Genomic DNA, 16,095 nt, shown 5'->3' with positions numbered 1-16,095 from the left:
TTGCCGGGGAACCGGGAGGGGTCAGCCGGGTCACCTGACCACTTCCGCAGCAGCGGCCTCAGGAGGGTTCGCAGCCCCGCCCGGGGCAGGCGCACCCGTCCCGCCGCCGTCACCCGGGGGGACCGTGTCGCTGGGCTCGGCCGGCTGGCCCGACAGCGTCGGCGTCGACGGGGCCGAGCTCGTGTTCGGCGCAGACGTGCTGGAGGCGGGCGGCGACGTCGTCGGAGGCCGGCTCGTCGTCGGGGCCACGGTCGGCTCCGGTTCGGGCTCGGGCTCCGGCTCGGGGGCCGGCGCCTCGGTCTCGGGCTCGTCCTCGACCGTCCAGCCGTCCTCGGCGACGGTGAGGCGGACGACGGTGGTCGCCGGGTCCACGGTGGTGCCGGACGGGACGATCGCCGCGACGGCGTTCTCGTCGAAGTTCCGGCCCAGGTCGGCGAGCAGCGCGTCGCTGGCCGGCTCCTGCACCACCTCGAGGCCCAGGTCCTCGAGCTCTTCGGCCACCTCGTCGGCGTCCCGGCCGACGTAGGCGTTGGCCGCCTTCAGCGCGATGCCCGACGCGGGCGCGCTGGAGCCGGTCGCGGTGCCGGTCGGGCCGGCGGTGCGGTCGCCGTCGTCCCCGTCGCCGCGGGTCAGCAGCAGCGCGGCACCCCCACCGGCCAGGAGCAGCACGAGCAGCGCGGCGACCAGCCACGCCCAGCGGAAACGCCCGCGGGCGGGGGCCGGCTCGTCGTCGACGCCCCAGTCGTCGTCGTCCGGCCCGTGCAGGGGCGGCATGGGCGGCACGGGGCCGGTCGAGGGGGTCAGCGCGCGGGTGCCGGTCAGCGCCCCGGGCTGCGCGGCGAGGACGGTGGTGCGGCCGTCGGCGAGGCCGGGGTCGACGATCTGGGTCGGCGTCGTCGGCGGGCCGACCGGGACGGGCGTCCCGCCGGCGGCCACGCGCCGGATCGCGGCGGCGAACGCGCCGCCGTCGGGGAAGCGGTCGGCCGGGTCCTTGGCCAGGGCGCGCTCCACGAGCAGCCGCACCGCGGGCGGGACCGAGGCGGGCAGCGGCGGCGGCGGCCGGTTGATGTGCGCGAGCGCGATCGCCACCTGCGAGGTGCCGTCGAAGGGCCGGCCGCCGGTCAGGCACTCGTAGGCGACGACGCCGAGCGAGTAGACGTCGGAGGCGGCGTTGACCTCCAGCCCCTGGGCCTGCTCGGGGGAGAGGTACTGCGCGGTGCCCACCACCATGCCGGTGCGGGTGAGCGGGGTGGCGTCGCGCGCCTGGGCGATGCCGAAGTCGGTGAGCTTCACGACGCCGTCGGGCCGCACCATGAGGTTGCCCGGCTTGATGTCGCGGTGGACCACGCCGGCGCGGTGCGCGGCCGACAGGCCCTCGGCGGACTGCTCGAGCACGTGCAGCGTCCAGTCGACCGGCAGTTTGCCCTCGTCGTGCAGGATCTGCACCAGCGGCTGCCCCTCGACGAACTCCATGACGAGGAACGCCAGCTTCTTGGTGCCCGAGTCGTCCTGGATCTCGCCGTAGTCGTAGACCGAGGCGATGTTGGGGTGCGACAGCGCCGCGGTGTGCCGGGCCTCGTTGCGGAAGCGGGCCAGGAAGCTCGGGTCGTCGGTGTACTCGCTCTTGAGCACCTTCGCCGCGACGACGCGGTCGAGCACCCGGTCGCGGGCCTTCCAGACCTCGCCCATGCCGCCGACGGCGATCGGGGCGGTGATCTCGTAGCGGCCGGCGAGCAAGCTCCCGGTGGCCAGGGTCATCGGCCCTCCTGCGCGTCGAGGTAGGCCTGGATCACCTGGCGGGCGATCGGCGCGGACGTGTCCCCACCCGTTCCCCCACCGTTGCGCACGAACACCGCGACGGCGATCTGAGGGTCGTCGGCGGGGGCGAACCCGATGAACCAGTTGTGGTCGGGGCCCTCGTTCTCCGCCGTGCCGGTCTTGCCGGCCACCTGGATCCCGCGGATGCCGGCGGCGCGCCCCGAGCCGTTGGTCACGACGCTGGTCATCATCTCGGTGAGCTGCTCGGCCGTCCGCGCCGAGATCGGCTGGGAGAGCTCCTCGGGGTCGGTCTCGTCGATGACCGTGAGGTCCGGGGCGAGGAGCTGGTCGACCAGGTAGGGCTTCATCAGGACGCCGTCGTTGGCGACGGCGGCGGCGATCATGGCGGCCTGCATCGGGGTCACCTGCACGTCCTGCTGACCGATCGAGGTCCTGGCCAGCTGGTCGCCGTTCTCGATCTCGCCGAGCGTGCTCGTCGCCACGTCCAGCGGGATCGCCAGGTCCTCCCGGCCGAAGCCGAAGCCCTCGGCCATGTCGCGGATCGCGTCCTCGCCGAGGTCGATGCCCAGCTGGGCGAAGGCGGTGTTGCAGGAGATGGTGAGCGCCTGGATGAGGGGCTGCTGACCGCTGGGGTCGCACGCCGAGCCGTTGAAGTTCTTGAGCGTCCCGTCGGACTGCGGCAGGTCGAACACCTGGGGCGCCGGTACGACGGTCTCCGGGGTGTAACCGTTCTCCAGCGCCGCCGCCGAGACGATGACCTTGAAGATCGAGCCCGGCGCGTAGCGCTGGCTGATCGCCTGGTTGCTGCGCGGGTCCGGGTCGGCCGCCTCGAGCTGCGCCGCCGCTTCCCGGACCGCGTCCAGGTCGTGGCTCGCCAGCAGGTTCGGGTCGTAGGTCGGCGTGCTGGCCAGGCCCAGGATCGCGCCGGTGGAGGGATCCAGTGCCACCACGGCGCCGACCTGGCCCTCGAGGCCGGCCATCGCGGCCTGCTGCACGGCCGGGTCGAGGGTGAGGACGACGTCGCCCCCGGAAGGGTCCCGGCCGGTGAACAGGTCGGAGATCCGCCGCACGAAGAGCCGGTCGTCGGTGCCGGCGAGCAGCGGGTTCTCCGCGCGCTCGATGCCCGTGGCGCCGTAGATGACGGAGTAGAAGCCGGTGACCGCCGCGTACAGCCCGCCCTGCGGGTACTGGCGCAGGTACTTCAGCCGGTCGTCCGTCGGGGTGGACAGCGCGATCGGCTCGCCGGCCACCACGATCGCGCCGCGCTCCCGCGAGTACTCGTCGGCGAGGACACGGGTGTTGCGGCCGTCCTCGCGCAGCTCCTCGGAGCGCACCACCTGGATGTAGTTGATGTTGACGATCAGCAGCGTGAACAGCACCAGCACGCTGATCGCCACGCGGCGCAGCGGGGCGTTCACGGCTGCACCACCTCGGTGGGCGCATCGGTGAGCCGCTGCGGCGCCACGTGCGGCGTGGCCGGGCGGCGGGCGGCGTCGCTGATCCGCACCAGGAGCGCCACCAGGCCGAAGTTGGCCACCAGCGAGGAGCCACCGTAGGCGAGGAACGGCGTCGTCAGTCCGGTCAGCGGCAGCAGGCCGGTGACCCCGCCGAGGACGACGAACAGCTGCCAGGCGACGGCGAACGAGAGGCCGGCGGCGAGCAGCTTGCCGAAGGGGTCCCGCACGATGAGCGAGGTGCGCAGGCCGCGCTCGACCAGGACCAGGTAGACCATGATCACCGCGGCCAGGCCGAACAGGCCCAGCTCCTCGCCGATCGCTGCGGCGATGAAGTCGCTCTTGGCGATCGGCACCTCGTCGGGGCGGCCACCGCCCAGGCCGGCGCCGAACAGCCCGCCGGTGCCCAGGCCGAACAGCGACTGCGCCACCTGGTAGCCGGAGCCGTCGTAGTAGGCGAAGGGGTCCAGCCAGGTGTCCACGCGGGCCTGGACGTGACCGAAGGCCTGGTAGGCGATGGTCGCGCCGCCGGCGAACAGCAGCAGGCCGATGACCAGCCAGCTGGACCGCTCGGTCGCGACGTAGAGCATCACCACGAAGATGCCGAACAGCAGCAGCGAGCTGCCCAGGTCCCGCTCGAAGACGAGGACCAGGATCGAGACGAGCCACACCACGAGGACCGGGCCGAGGTCGCGGCCGCGGGGCAGCTCCAGCCCCATCACCTTGCGGCTGGCCAGGGCCAGCACGTCGCGCTTGTCCACCAGGTAGGCGGCGAAGAAGACGACCAGGCAGATCTTGGCGAACTCGCCGGGCTGGATGGAGAACCCGGCCACGCGGATCCAGATCTTGGCGCCGTTCACCTCGGAGATCGAGGCGGGCAGGATCGCCGGGAGGGTCAGCAGCACCAGGCCCAAGAGCATCAGGATGTAGGCGTAGCGCGAGAGCAGCCGGTGGTCGCGCACGACCAGCAGCACCGCCACGAACAGGAGCAGCCCGATCGTGGCCCACAGCAGCTGCACAGGGGCGTCGGCGCCCGAGTCGGGGTCGGCGATGTCCAGCCGGTGGATCATCACCAGCCCCAGGCCGGTGAGGACGGCGACGCAGGGCAGCAGCAGCGGGTCGGCGTAGGGCGCGAACTTCCGGACGACGAGGTGCGCGCCGGTCCACAGCGCGGTGAACCAGATGCCGAACGTGGCCAGCTCGGGGCGCAGCGAGCCGGTGACGGTCAGGTCGACGATGCACTGCGCGGCCAGCGTGATCGCCACGGCGAAGGCCAGCAGCAGGGCCTCGGTGCCGCGGCGGGTGGGCACGGCGGTGCCGGGGGCGGCGGCGCGGGGGTCGGTCGTCGGGCCGGCCATCACTCGGCCTCCCGGCAGTCCACCCCCGGCCGGGACGACGGCGTCGTCGCGGCCGACGAGCCGGCGTCGGGGGAGCTCTCCGGGGTGGTGGACCCGGCGCCCGGCACGGCCGGGGCGGGCACGGTCTCGGGGGCGGCGGGGGGCACGGTGGGGACCGAGCCGTCCGTCGGGACGGCGCCCTCGGGCTGGGGGGCCGGGGTGGCCTCCGCCGGCTCGGCGGCCTCGGCCTCCTCCTCGGCGGTGCGGCAGGGCGGCAGCCGCTGGTCGCGGAGTGCCGCCACGATGCGGTCGGCGTCGGCCGCGTCGTCGGCGGTGATGCCGCCCTGCACCCGGTTCCGGGCGGCCGGCGTCAGGTGGGTGACCGGCAGCTCGGCGTCCTGGTCCACGCGGTACAGGTCCAGGCCGAGCAGCGAGACGTCCAGCCCGCGGAAGACCGCCACCTGCTCGGTGCCCTGCTGCTCGTCGACCCCGACGAACCAGTGCTGCAGCGCCCACACGTAGGTACCGATCGCCCCGGCCACGAGCACGACCAGGAGGATCCCCGCCCCGAGGAGAAGTCGCAGCGGGCGGCGGCGGGCGGAGGGGCCACCGCCCGTCGGCGGTGCGGGCGGAGGCGAGGGCGGCGGCGCGGGATCGGCCAGGGCGGCCCGGCCGGCCGCGGAGGTGCCGTCGACCTGGCGCTGCCCGATGTAGTCGCCCGCGGCGCCGTCGACCACCGGCTCCATGAGCACGCCGCGGCCGTCGTCCTCGACGACGTCGGCGACGATCACCGTGATGTTGTCGGGGCCGCCGCTGCGCAGCGCCAGCTCGATCAGCCGGTCCGCGGTGGTCTGCGGGTCGGGGTCGGTCATCGCGTCGGCGAGGGTCTCCTCGCTGACGACGCCGGACAGCCCGTCGGAGCACAGCAGGTAGCGGTCGCCGGCGCGGGCCTCGCGCATGGAGAGGTCGGGCTCGACCTCCTGGCCGTTGAGCGCCCGCAGCAGCAGCGAGCGCTGGGGGTGGCTGTTGGCCTCCTCGGCGGTGATCCGGCCGTCGTCGATCAGCGTCTGCACGAACGTGTCGTCGTGCGTGATCTGGGTGAACTCGCCGTCGCGGAGCAGGTAGGCGCGGGAGTCGCCGACGTGGCACAGCGCGAGCCGGCCACCGGCGAACAGGATCGCCGTCAGCGTCGTCCCCATGCCCTCGAGCTGCGGGGAGTCGCGGATGACCTCGCGCAGGTGCTCGCTGCCGTCGAACACGCCCTGGCGGAGGGCCTGCAGCATGTCGCCCGAGGGGGTGTCGTCGTCCAGGTGCTGCAGGGCGGCGATGACCACCTTGCTGGCGACGTCGCCGGCCGCGTGACCGCCCATGCCGTCGGCGACCGCGAGCAGTCGCGGACCGGCGTAGACCGAGTCCTGGTTGTTGCCGCGGATCAGTCCGCGGTCCGAACGCGCCGCATAGCGCAGGACGAGACTCATGAGCGCAGCTCCAGGGCCGTCTGGCCGATACGGATCGGCTGACCGGGGTTGATCAGCAGCGGACCCTGGACGCGCTGCTGATCGAGGTACGTGCCGTTGGTGGAGCCTAGGTCCTCGACGTACCACTGGCCGCCGCGGTTGGTCAGCCGGGCGTGACGGGAGCTGGCGAAGTCGTCGGTCAGGACGAGCGTCGAGTCGTCCGCCCGGCCGACGAGGATCGGCTGCTCCCCGAGGGTGATCTTGGTGCCGGTCAGCGGGCCGGCGGTGACGACCAGGGTCCGGGGGCCCTTGCTGCCGCGCTTCTTGCTGGGTGCGGCGGCCCGGGGCGGGACCGACGCGACGCGACCGACGCGGCCGCCGAACAGGTCGGCCCGCACGACGCGGAACGCGGCGAAGATGAACAGCCACAGCAGCAGGAGGAAGCCGAAGCGGAATCCCTGCAGCACGATCTCTGCCATCAGCCGGTCACCTCGCTCACCATCAGCGAGGTCGTGCCCGGTACCGCCCGGCTCATGCGTGCTCCCGGCGTCCCCGTCACGCGCCGTCCCGCCGGTACACCAGCACCGAGTGGCCGATCCGGATGACGTCGCCGTCGGAGAGCGGCTGGCGGCTGACCCGCCGGCCGTTCACCAGGGTTCCGTTGGTCGAGCCGAGGTCCTCGACGGTGGCGACGCCGCCGTCCAGGACGACGTCGACGTGCTTGCGGCTGACGCCGGTGTCGGGGAGCCGGATGTCGGCCTCGGTGCCGCGCCCGATCACGTTGCGCCCGGTGGACAGCTCGTGGCGGGTGCCCGGGCCGTCGACGACCAGGGCGTGCGTGACGGTCGCGCGGCTGCCCGGGCGGGCGGAGGACGGCGAGACCCGGCCGGTGTCGCCGACGTGCCCGCGCAGCGGGGGCAGGGGCGGCAGCGGGGGATGGCCGGGGAGCGGGGGGACGCCGGCGGGGGCGAGATCGCCGCGGGCGCTCGGCGCGTCCGGGTCGGCGACCTCCGAGGAGACCTCGAAGACGCCGGTCGGGAGGTCGCTGTCCAGCTCGAGGTGCACGCGGACGGCGTCGAAGATCGAGTAGCCCTCGTCGTCGATGTGCTCGGAGACCATGTCGGCGAGCTCGCCGGCGAGCTGGTCGGACCACTGGCCCAGGTGCTCGTAGTCGGTGTCGCCCAGGCGCACCACGTACACGTTGGGCGCGAGGATGCGGCCCTCGCCGACGACCGAGCGCTGCTCGTCGGCCTCGCGCTGCAGGGCCTTGGCGATCTCGGCCGGGTGCACCTTGCCCTTGAACAGGCGGGCGAACGCGAGACCGACCATGCCCTCGAGTCGTCGCTCGAAGCGCTGCAGCACACCCACAGTCGCTCCCTCGCGCTCGGCCGGACGTTCTCGTGGACGCCGTGATCGTAGCCGGGCGGCGCAGCCCGGACCGGCCAACGCGCGTCGCCCGACACGTTTGTGACGGCAGGGTGGGAACGACGGCCCCCCTGCCGGGGTTGCGCGCGGCAGGGCTGCTAATGTCGTCGCTCGCCAGGGCAAGTGGCGGAATGGCAGACGCGCACGGTTCAGGTCCGTGTGTCCGAAAGGACGTGGGGGTTCAACTCCCCCCTTGCCCACCAGCGACGAAGGCCGGATCCCGACGGGGTCCGGCCTTCGTCGTTCCGGCGCCTACCGGCGCTTACCGGCGAGCTCGGCGAACCAGGTGACGGCGGTGGGGTCGTCGACCGCGCCCAGGTTGCAGGCCTTCTCCACGGGGATGCCCTGGAAGATCCGCTTGATCGGCACCTCGAGCTTCTTGCCGGTCGTGGTGTGCGGGATCGCCGGCACCTCGATCACCTCGTCGGGCACGTGCCGGGGCGAGGCCTGGGTCCGCACGGCCGAGCGGATGCGGTCGACCAGCGCCTCGTCCAGGACGGCGCCCTCGGCGAGCCGCACGAACAGCGGCAGCCAGTAGCCGCCGTCGGGCTGCTCGATGCCGAGCACCAGCGCCTCGGCGACCTCCGGTAGCGCCTCGACGGCCTGGTAGATGTCGGAGCTGCCCATGCGCACCCCGTGCCGGTTGAGCGTGGAGTCCGACCGGCCGGAGATGACGCAGGTGCCGCGGCTGGTGACGGTCAGCCAGTCGCCGTGCCGCCACACGCCGGGATAGGTGTCGAAGTAGGCGTCGTGGTACCGCGAGCCGTCCTCGTCGCCCCAGATCCGCAGCGGCATCGACGGCATCGGCGCGAGGATGACCAGCTCGCCGACCTCGTCGACCACGGGGCGGCCCGCGTCGTCCCAGGATTCGACGTGGCAGCCGAGCGCGCGTCCGGACATCTCGCCGAGGTGGACCGGCAGCCAGGGGGATCCGCCCACCAGCGTCGCGGCGAAGTCGGTGCCCCCGCTGAACACCCGCAGCACGAAGTCGGGCCCCAGCTCGTCGTAGACCCAGCGGAACGAGCTCGCGGGCAGCGGGGAGCCGGTGACCCCCAGGCTGCGCAGCGCGGTGAGGTCGTGGTCGCGCCCGGGGTGCAGGCCGGCCTTCTCGCACGCCTGCAGGTAGCCGGGACTGACGCCGAGGCTGGTGAGCCGGTGCTCCTCGGCCAGCTGCCACAGCCGGTCGACCGAGGGGTACATCGGGTTGCCGTCGTACAGCACGGCGGTGCTGCCGGTGAGCAGGCCGCTGACCATGCTGTTCCACATGATCCAGGTGGTCGAGGTGTAGGACATGCCGCGGTCGCCGGGCTGCGGGTCGTTCTGCAGCCCGCTCTGCGCCAGCGCCATGACCAGGATCCCGCCGTGGCCGTGCACCAGGCCCTTGGGCAACCCGGTCGTCCCGGAGGAGTAGACGACCCACAGCGGGTGGTCGAAGGGCAGCTGGACCGGTGCGGCCTCGCCGGGCTCGGCGAGCAGCTCCGACCACGGGGTCTGTCCGTCGGCGGGCTCGGTGCCGAGCACCGGCACCTGGACGACGGCGCGCAGCGACGGCAGCGCGGAGGCGAGGTCGGCGACGAGTTCGCGGCGGTCGTGCTCCCGTCCGCCGAAGCGGTAGCCGTCGACGGCGATCAGCAGCACCGGCTCGAGCTGGGCGAACCGGTCGACCGCGCTCTGCAGGCCGATCTCCGGGCCGCACGCCGACCACACCGCGCCGACGCTGGCCGCGGCGAGGAAGGCCACGACCGCCTGCGGGATGTTGGGGAGGTAGCCGACGACCCGCTCGCCCGGCTGGACGCCCATCCGGCGCAGGGCGGTCGCCACGGCGCCGACCTGCTCGGTCAGCTCCGCCCAGGTGACCTCGGAGACCGTGCCGTCCTCGGACACCGAGACCAGCGCGGTCTCCGCACCGCGGCCCTCGCCGCGCCGCAGGACGTGCTCGGCGTAGTTCAGCCGTGCGCCGGGGAACCAGACCGCCCCCGGCATGCTGCGGTCGGCCAGCACCGCGTCGTACGCCGTCCCGGGCGCGATGTCGAAGAAGTCCCACACCTCGGCCCAGTACTCCTCGAGGTGCTCGACCGACCAGCGCCACAGCGACTCGTAGTCCGCGAACCGCACGCCGTGCTTCGCCTCGATCCGGCGCGCGAAGGCGGTGAGCTTGGAGCTCTCCTGCCGCTCCGCGGACGGGGCCCACAGCACCTGGCCGGGCTCGCCGAACTCGTTGTCACCGGTCACGCGTGCCTCCTGCGATGGCGGGGAGCGGGGGTGGGCCGGCCGCGCCGGTCCGCTCCTCGCAGCATGGCACGGGCGGTTCCTGCGCCCCGGGGGACGTCAGCGCCCGGGCAGCGCCTGCGGCCCGGGGCCGTCGTCGTCCTCGTCGTCGTCGCCGAACGACTGGATGAACAGGACGACGCCCCACGGGCCGAGCACCCAGATCGGCCAGAAGTAGAGGAACTCCCAGCTGGCCAGCGAGGTGATCGCCCAGATGCTGATCACGATCGCCGCGGTGGTCGCCCACGAGCGCCACGCCCAGGCGTCGGCCTTGCCCCAGTCGCCGCCCCACCGGGCGGGCCGGTCCTCGCGTCGGGCGGGTGCGCCGCTGCTGCGCACGGCGGGCGTCACGCCGCCGGGCAGGTCGGTGGTCAGCTCGGCGAGCTCGCCGTACGTCTTGGCGGCGTAGGCGCGGGTCAGCCGCTCCTCGTACTCGGCGACGGTGAGGCGGCCCGCGGCCATGTGCTCGCCGAGCACGGAGGCGACGGCGGAGCGGTCCGCGTCGGCGGCGCGCAGGTGCGGTTCGGGCATCGAGCACTCCCAGGTGGCGGTGGGCTCCAGTATCGGCCCGCGGCCGCGCGTCGTCGTCCACCCATCGGTGGGTTCCACGTGGAACCGGCGGCTCAGCCGGCCGGAGGCACGACCGCGTTCGTGAGGTGCCGGCCGATGACCATCCGCTGGATCTGGTTGGTGCCCTCGAAGATCTGCATGACCTTCGCCTCGCGCATGTAGCGCTCGGCCGGGTGGTCGCGGGTGTAGCCGGCCCCGCCCAGCACCTGGACGGCGTCGGTCGTCACCTTCATCGCGGCGTCCGTGGCGATCAGCTTCGCGATGCTGGCCTGGCGCGAGTAGGGCTTGCCGGCGTCCTTGCGGCGGGCGGCGACCAGGTAGGTGGCCCGCGCGGACTCCACGGCGGCGGCCATGTCGGCCAGCAGGAAGGACACGCCCTGGTGCTGGGCGATCGGCCGGCCGAAGGCCTCCCGCTCGACCGCGTAGCCGACGGCGAGATCGAGCGCGGACTGCGCCAGCCCGACGGCGACGGCGCTGATGCCCAGCCGGCCGGAGTCCAGCGCCGCGAGCGCGATGCCCATGCCGCGGCCGCGCTCGCCCACGAGCCGGTCGGCGGTCACGGGGACGTCGTCGAGGCGGATGGCCGCGGTCGTGGAGCCGGTCAGCCCCATCTTCTGCTCCGGAGGGGCGGCGCTGAAGCCGGGCAGGTCCGGGGTCAGGTGGAAGCAGGAGATGCCCTTCTCGCCGTCGTCCGGCGTGCGCAGGAACGTCGAGTAGAAGTCGGCCTGCCCGCCGTGGGTGACCCAGGCCTTCTCGCCCGTGGCCAGCCAGCCGTCCCCGTCGGCACGGGCGCTGGCCCGCAGCGCCGCGGCGTCGGAGCCGGCGTGCGCCTCCGACAGGCAGTAGGCGCCCAGCAGGTGCCCGCCCACCATGACCGGCAGCAGGTCGCGGCGCTGCGCCTCGGTGCCGAACCGGTCGATCGGGAAGCAGGAGAGCGTGTGCACGCTGACGCCCAGCGCCACGCTGGCCCACCGGGCGGCGAGCTCTTCGACGACCTGCAGGTAGACCTCGTAGGGCTGGCCCCCGCCGCCGACGTCCTCGCCGAACGGCAGGCCCATGAGGCCGGCGTCGCCCAGCAGCCGGAACACCTCGCGGGGGAACCGCTCCTCGCGCTCGAACGCGGCCGCCTTCGGGGCCAGTTCGGCGTCGGCGATGTCGCGGGTGAGGGCGAGCAGGTCCTCGGCCTCGCGGGTGGGCAGCTCGCGGTCGACGGGCACGGTTCTCCTCCAGGACGGCGTGCCCGGACGGTACCCGCGGGACCGGCCCGGGCTGCTGGGAAGGATGGGCGGGTGCGCATCGAGGAGCGGGCCTGGGACGACGCCGTCGTCCAGCGCCTCGCCGACGACCAGCAGGAAGAGATCCGCGACCTCTACGGCGCGGAGACCGAGCCCGGACGTCCACCGTCGGCAGCCGACATCTCGGTCGTGCTGGTCGCCCTGGCGGACGACGGCACGCCGCTGGGCTGCGGCGCCCTGCGCGCCCTGGGCGACGGCGTGGCCGAGGTCAAGCGGATGTACGTCGTCCCGGCCGCGCGCCGGCGTGGAATCAGCCGCCTGGTGCTGACCGGCCTGGAGGATGCCGCGCGCAGCCGTGGCTGGACGACACTCCGCCTGGAGACCGGGCCGCTGCAGACCGCGGCGGTGGCGCTGTACGAGTCCGGCGGGTACCGCCCGATCACGGCCTTCGGCGGCTACGCCGGCGATCCGCGGGCCACCCACTCGCTGTTCTTCGAGCGCACCCTCCCCTGACGAGTCAGGGGAGCAGGACCTCGATGCGGGCCGGGCCGCGCAGGATGCGGTTGGGCTTGTAGGTCAGCTCGCCCAGCCGGGCGCCGGCGAGCCGCCGGGCCAGCGCCTGGAGCGCCACCCGGCCCTCGAGCCGGGCCAGCGGCGCCCCGAGGCAGTAGTGGTGGCCGATGCCGAACGCGAGGTGAGCGCTGGTCCGCGTCGGGTCCATCCGCAGCGGGTCGGGGTGCTGCTCCGGATCCCGCCCGGCAGCGGCGACCAGGAGCACGACCCGGCCGCCGGCGCGGACGACGCCGCCGGGCACCGGCAGGTCCTCGCGGGCGATGCGGGCGGTCATCTGCACCGGCGGGTCGAGCCGGAGCACCTCCTCGACGAACCCGGTGGCGCAGGCGTCGTCCGCGGCGACCTGCGCGCGCAGCTCGTCGTCCCGGAGCAGCGCGAGCGTGCCGTTCGCGATCAGGTTCACCGTCGTCTCGTGCCCGGCGACCAGCAGCAGCTGGGCGGTGTTGAGCAGCTCGTCGGTGGTGAGCCGGTCGCCCTCGTGCTCGATCTGCACCAGCGCGCTGAGCAGGTCGTCCCGCGGGTCGGCCCGGCGCTCGGCGCACAGCGCGGTGAAGTACGCGCGGAACTCGTCGCTGGCGTGCCGCCGCTGCCGCGCGACCTCGGGGTCCTCGGTCAGCGGCCCGTCGTCGAGGCTCTTGGCCAGCACGTCCGACCAGCCGGAGAACCGCACGTGGTCGGCCTCGGGGACGCCGAGCATCCGGCTGATCACGGTGACCGGCAGCGGATAGGCCAGCGCGCTGACCACCTCCAGCCGGCCATCGGCGGTCGCGGCGGCGAGCAGGTCCTCGGCGAGCTGCTCCACGAACGGCGTCAGCTCGGCGACGGTCCGCGGCGTGAACGCCTTGCTGACCAGCCGGCGCAGCCGGGTGTGGTCCGGCGGGTCGAGGAAGAGGAAGCTGCGCTGCCGTTCCTGGCGGGCGAGCTCCTCGGGCGGCAGCGTGGCGGCGATCTCCCGCCACGAGGTGGAGTTGTTCCGGTCCACGCTGACCAGGGGTGAGCGCAGGACGGCGTCGCAGTGGTCGTGCGCGGTCAGCAGCGCGAAGGAGCCGTCGGGAGCGATCAGCGGCCCGCGGTCGAGCAGCGACTGCCACACCGGATAGGGGTCGGCGACGTCGATGCTGCGGACCAGGTCCTCGAGGTCGGTCACCGGAACATCAATCCCTCGAACTCTCCGGACGAGCGCCAGCCGTCCAGGTAGGTGAAGTAGGCGGCCGCGCCGGCCGGGTAGCCGACGTTGAGCTTCGCCCGCGGGCCGGCGTCCTGGCCCTCGTTGTTGTAGTAGCCCGGGGTGCAGTCCGGCCCGCCCATGCGCGTGCCCGGGTGGGTGAGCAGCAGGTCGACCCAGGCCTGCTCGGCCTCGGCGCCGACCTCGACCTCGCACGAGCCCGTGTCCAGCGCGTGCCGGATCACCGCGGCGATCGTGCGCCCCGACTCGGTGAGGTTGTGCGGCACGTTGCTGATCAGGTTGGCGCCCTGGGTGGGCTGGACCAGGAACATGTTCGGGAAGCCGTGCACGTACGTGCCGTGCAGCGTGCGCATGCCGTCGGCCCAGCGCTCGGACAGCCGGACGCCGTCCCGCCCGGTCACGTCGTAGCCGGCCCGCCGGGTGTAGTCGGTGCCGACCTCGAAGCCCGAGGCGTAGATGATGCAGTCGACGTCGAAGGCCTGCCCGTTGGCGACGACGGCGGTCTCGGTGATCCGCTCGACGCCCTTGCCGTCGGTGTGCACGAGGTGCGTGCGCGGCCGGTTGTAGGCGTCCAGGTACTCGTCGTGGAAGCAGGGCCGCTTGCACAGCTGCCGGTACCAGGCCTTGAGCCCCTCGGCGGTCGCCGGATCGGCCACCACGGCGTCGACCCGCGCGCGGATCTCCTCCATCTTCTCGACGTCGGCGTCGTCGAAGGCCGCCTGGATCCGCTCCGGCGTCAGCTCGTCGGCGGGCAGCGCCCTGATGCTGGCCTGCATCCGGCGGGCCAGGTCGGTCCAGCCGTCCATGACGAGGTCCTCGCCGGTGCCGGCGCCGGTCTGCGTGGCGGTGAAGTTCTCCAGCCAGCGCTGCTGCCAGCCGGGGGTGGCGATGGAGGCGAACCACTCCGGGTCCAGCGGCCCGTTGCCGCGGACGTCCACCGACGACGGCGTGCGCTGGAAGACGTAGAGCTCCGCGCACGCGCCGGCGAGGTGCGGTACGGCCTGGACGGAGGTGGCGCCGGTGCCGATCAGGGCCACCTTCTTGTCGGCCAGCCCGTCCAGCGGCGCGCCGTAGGGGTCGCCGCCGGTGTAGTCGTAGTCCCACCGGCTGGTGTGGAAGCTGTGCCCGCGGAACGAGGTGATCCCCGGGATGCCGGGCAGCTTGGGCACGTGCAGCGGACCGGTGCCCATGGCGAGGAACTGTGCGGTGAACTCGTCGCCCCGGTCGGTGCGGACGATCCAGCGGGACGCCGCGGCGTCCCACTCGAGGTCGGTCACCTCGGTGTGGAACAGCGCGTCGTCGTAGAGGCCGAAGTGCTTCCCGATGCGCTGGCAGTGCTCGAGGATCTCCGGCGCGTGCGCGTACTTCTCGGTCGGCATGTGGCCGGTCTCCTCGAGGAGCGGCATGTAGATCAGCGAGGCCGTGTCGCACTGGGCGCCGGGGTAGCGGTTCCAGTACCAGGTGCCGCCGAAGTCGCCGCCCTTCTCCACGATGCGGACTCCCGTGACGCCGGCCTCGGTGAGCCGCGCGCCGGTGACCAGGCCGGCGAAGCCGCCGCCGATGAAGGCGACGGTGACGTGGTCGGTCTTCGGCGCGCGCTCGACCCGCGGGGTGTACGGGTCGGCGAGGTAGCCGGCCAGTTCGCCGGTGAGGCGCAGGTACTGGTCGTTGCCGTCGGCGCGCAGGCGCTTGTCGCGCTCCTCGAGGTACTTGCGGCGGACCGCATCGGTGTCGATCGGCGTTCCGTCCGGGCGCACCGGCCCGCGTGTGGAGGTCATCCCGCGTTCCCCTCGTCCGACTGTGCCGCGCGCCACAGTCCCGATGACACTCTCATGGCGCAGGGTTGCCGTCACCAACCACTCGTGGCGCACGCCGTGGATGTGGTGAGCTGGCCGCATGCCCGACATCTGGCCGACCGGACCGCGCGAGGTGCAGCTGACGGCGGGGGAGGCCTCCCTCGCCGTCGACCTGCGGGGCGGCGCGCTGCGCCGGCTCGCCGTGGGCGGCTGGGAGGTGCTCGACGGCTACCCCGCCGGCGGCACCCTCCCCGGCCGCCGTGGCGGGGTGCTGCTGCCCTGGCCCAACCGGATCCGCGACGGCCGGTGGACCTGGGAGGGCGAGGAGCTCCAGCTCGACGTGGTCTCGCCCGCCGCGCCCGTCGCCCAGCACGGCCTGGTCACCTGGCAGCCGTGGACGGCGCTGGCGGTCACGGACGACACCGCCACCGTGGGGACGACGGTCCTGCCACGACCGGGCTACCCCTTCCGGCTGGCCGCCGCCGCCGATCTCGTGCTGACGCCCGAGCGCCTCACCGTCACCCTGCGGGTCCGCAACGACGGCGACCGCCGCGCGCCCTTCGGCGCCGGCTTCCACCCCTACTTCTCGGTCGGTGCGACCGAGGACGGCGGCATCGCCGACGCCGAGCTCGACCTCCCCGGGCGCACCGAGCTGCTGATCGACGGCGGGCTGCCGACGGGCGAGCGGCGCCCCTTCGACGGCGCCGTCGGCCGGATCGGGAACCGCGCGTTCGACACCCCGCTCACCGACCTCGACCGGGACGCCGACGGCTGGGCCCGGGCCCGGCTGCGCGGCGCGGCAGGGGAGCTGGAGCTCGCGGTCGACGAGGCCTGGCCGTGGCTGCTGGTCTACAGCGGCGACACCCTCCCGGTGGGGCAGCGGCGGCGCAGCCTCGCGCTGGAGCCGATGAGCTGCCCGGCGAACGCGCTGGCCGACGGCGTCGACGTCGTCGTCCTGGAGCCGGGGGAGAGCTGGTCCGGCACCTGGGCGCTCACCTGGACCCCGGCGGGCTGA

13 protein-coding genes and 1 tRNA gene are annotated in these 16,095 nt (G+C 73.8%); 3 read left to right on the top strand and 11 right to left on the bottom strand.

What is annotated here, in order from left to right; all coding sequences use genetic code 11:
• Positions 1-30 precede the first annotated feature (30 nt).
• The 6 genes from CRP29_RS21725 to CRP29_RS21700 form a co-directional block, all read right to left on the bottom strand.
• Entirely contained in the window at positions 31-1,758 is a 1,728-nt protein-coding gene (locus CRP29_RS21725) for a serine/threonine-protein kinase (protein WP_097197154.1), read from the bottom strand.
• Entirely contained in the window at positions 1,755-3,197 is a 1,443-nt protein-coding gene (locus tag CRP29_RS21720) for a peptidoglycan D,D-transpeptidase FtsI family protein (protein WP_097197153.1), read from the bottom strand. Before CRP29_RS21720 ends, CRP29_RS21725 begins: the two co-directional genes overlap by 4 nt.
• The gene (locus CRP29_RS21715; protein ID WP_097197152.1) at positions 3,194-4,591 is read right to left on the bottom strand and encodes an FtsW/RodA/SpoVE family cell cycle protein; all 1,398 of its coding nucleotides are present in this window, start codon (positions 4,589-4,591) and stop codon (positions 3,194-3,196) included. The genes CRP29_RS21720 and CRP29_RS21715 overlap by 4 nt, the downstream gene beginning before the upstream one ends.
• Positions 4,591-6,048 carry a PP2C family serine/threonine-protein phosphatase gene (locus CRP29_RS21710; protein ID WP_097197151.1) on the bottom strand — a complete coding sequence of 486 codons (1,458 nt, stop codon included), beginning with the start codon at positions 6,046-6,048 and terminating at the stop codon, positions 4,591-4,593. The genes CRP29_RS21715 and CRP29_RS21710 overlap by 1 nt, the downstream gene beginning before the upstream one ends.
• On the bottom strand, positions 6,045-6,506 hold the full coding sequence (locus tag CRP29_RS21705) for an FHA domain-containing protein FhaB/FipA (RefSeq protein WP_097197150.1): 462 nt from the start codon (positions 6,504-6,506) through the stop codon (positions 6,045-6,047). The genes CRP29_RS21710 and CRP29_RS21705 overlap by 4 nt, the downstream gene beginning before the upstream one ends.
• A 76-nt stretch (positions 6,507-6,582) precedes the next feature.
• On the bottom strand, positions 6,583-7,395 hold the full coding sequence (locus tag CRP29_RS21700; protein WP_097197149.1) for an FHA domain-containing protein: 813 nt from the start codon (positions 7,393-7,395) through the stop codon (positions 6,583-6,585).
• 174 nt (positions 7,396-7,569) lie between these two features.
• On the opposite strand from CRP29_RS21700, the gene CRP29_RS21695 reads away from it, so the two are divergent.
• Positions 7,570-7,655, top strand: a tRNA-Leu gene (locus CRP29_RS21695).
• Between the two features lie 49 nt (positions 7,656-7,704).
• Here the strand turns inward: CRP29_RS21695 and CRP29_RS21690 are convergent.
• The 3 genes from CRP29_RS21690 to CRP29_RS21680 all read right to left on the bottom strand — a co-directional run bounded on the left by CRP29_RS21690 (position 7,705) and on the right by CRP29_RS21680 (position 11,507).
• Positions 7,705-9,684, bottom strand: coding sequence for an acetoacetate--CoA ligase (locus tag CRP29_RS21690; protein ID WP_097197148.1), 1,980 nt, complete (start codon positions 9,682-9,684; stop codon positions 7,705-7,707).
• A 96-nt stretch (positions 9,685-9,780) separates the two neighbouring features.
• Entirely contained in the window at positions 9,781-10,251 is a 471-nt protein-coding gene (locus CRP29_RS21685; RefSeq protein ID WP_097197147.1) for a DUF1707 SHOCT-like domain-containing protein, read from the bottom strand.
• A gap of 92 nt (positions 10,252-10,343) precedes the next feature.
• The gene (locus CRP29_RS21680) at positions 10,344-11,507 is read right to left on the bottom strand and encodes an acyl-CoA dehydrogenase family protein (RefSeq protein WP_097197146.1); all 1,164 of its coding nucleotides are present in this window, start codon (positions 11,505-11,507) and stop codon (positions 10,344-10,346) included.
• 72 nt (positions 11,508-11,579) lie between these two features.
• On the opposite strand from CRP29_RS21680, the gene CRP29_RS21675 reads away from it, so the two are divergent.
• On the top strand, positions 11,580-12,038 hold the full coding sequence (locus tag CRP29_RS21675; RefSeq protein ID WP_097197145.1) for a GNAT family N-acetyltransferase: 459 nt from the start codon (positions 11,580-11,582) through the stop codon (positions 12,036-12,038).
• Between the two features lie 4 nt (positions 12,039-12,042).
• On the opposite strand, the gene CRP29_RS21670 is transcribed toward CRP29_RS21675, so the two are convergent.
• Both CRP29_RS21670 and CRP29_RS21665 read right to left on the bottom strand, forming a co-directional pair.
• Entirely contained in the window at positions 12,043-13,245 is a 1,203-nt protein-coding gene (locus CRP29_RS21670; protein ID WP_217991709.1) for a cytochrome P450, read from the bottom strand.
• On the bottom strand, positions 13,242-15,062 hold the full coding sequence (locus tag CRP29_RS21665; RefSeq protein WP_097197144.1) for a flavin-containing monooxygenase: 1,821 nt from the start codon (positions 15,060-15,062) through the stop codon (positions 13,242-13,244). Before CRP29_RS21665 ends, CRP29_RS21670 begins: the two co-directional genes overlap by 4 nt.
• Before the next feature lie 118 nt (positions 15,063-15,180).
• On the opposite strand from CRP29_RS21665, the gene CRP29_RS21660 reads away from it, so the two are divergent.
• The gene (locus CRP29_RS21660; RefSeq protein ID WP_097197143.1) at positions 15,181-16,095 is read left to right on the top strand and encodes an aldose epimerase family protein; all 915 of its coding nucleotides are present in this window, start codon (positions 15,181-15,183) and stop codon (positions 16,093-16,095) included.

The organism is Blastococcus aggregatus, assembly GCF_900221005.1.
GTDB classification, from domain to species: Bacteria; Actinomycetota; Actinomycetes; order Mycobacteriales; family Geodermatophilaceae; genus Blastococcus; species Blastococcus aggregatus.
The sequence above is the reverse complement of the archived record's forward strand: the minus strand, read 5'-3'. Positions and strand labels throughout refer to the sequence as shown.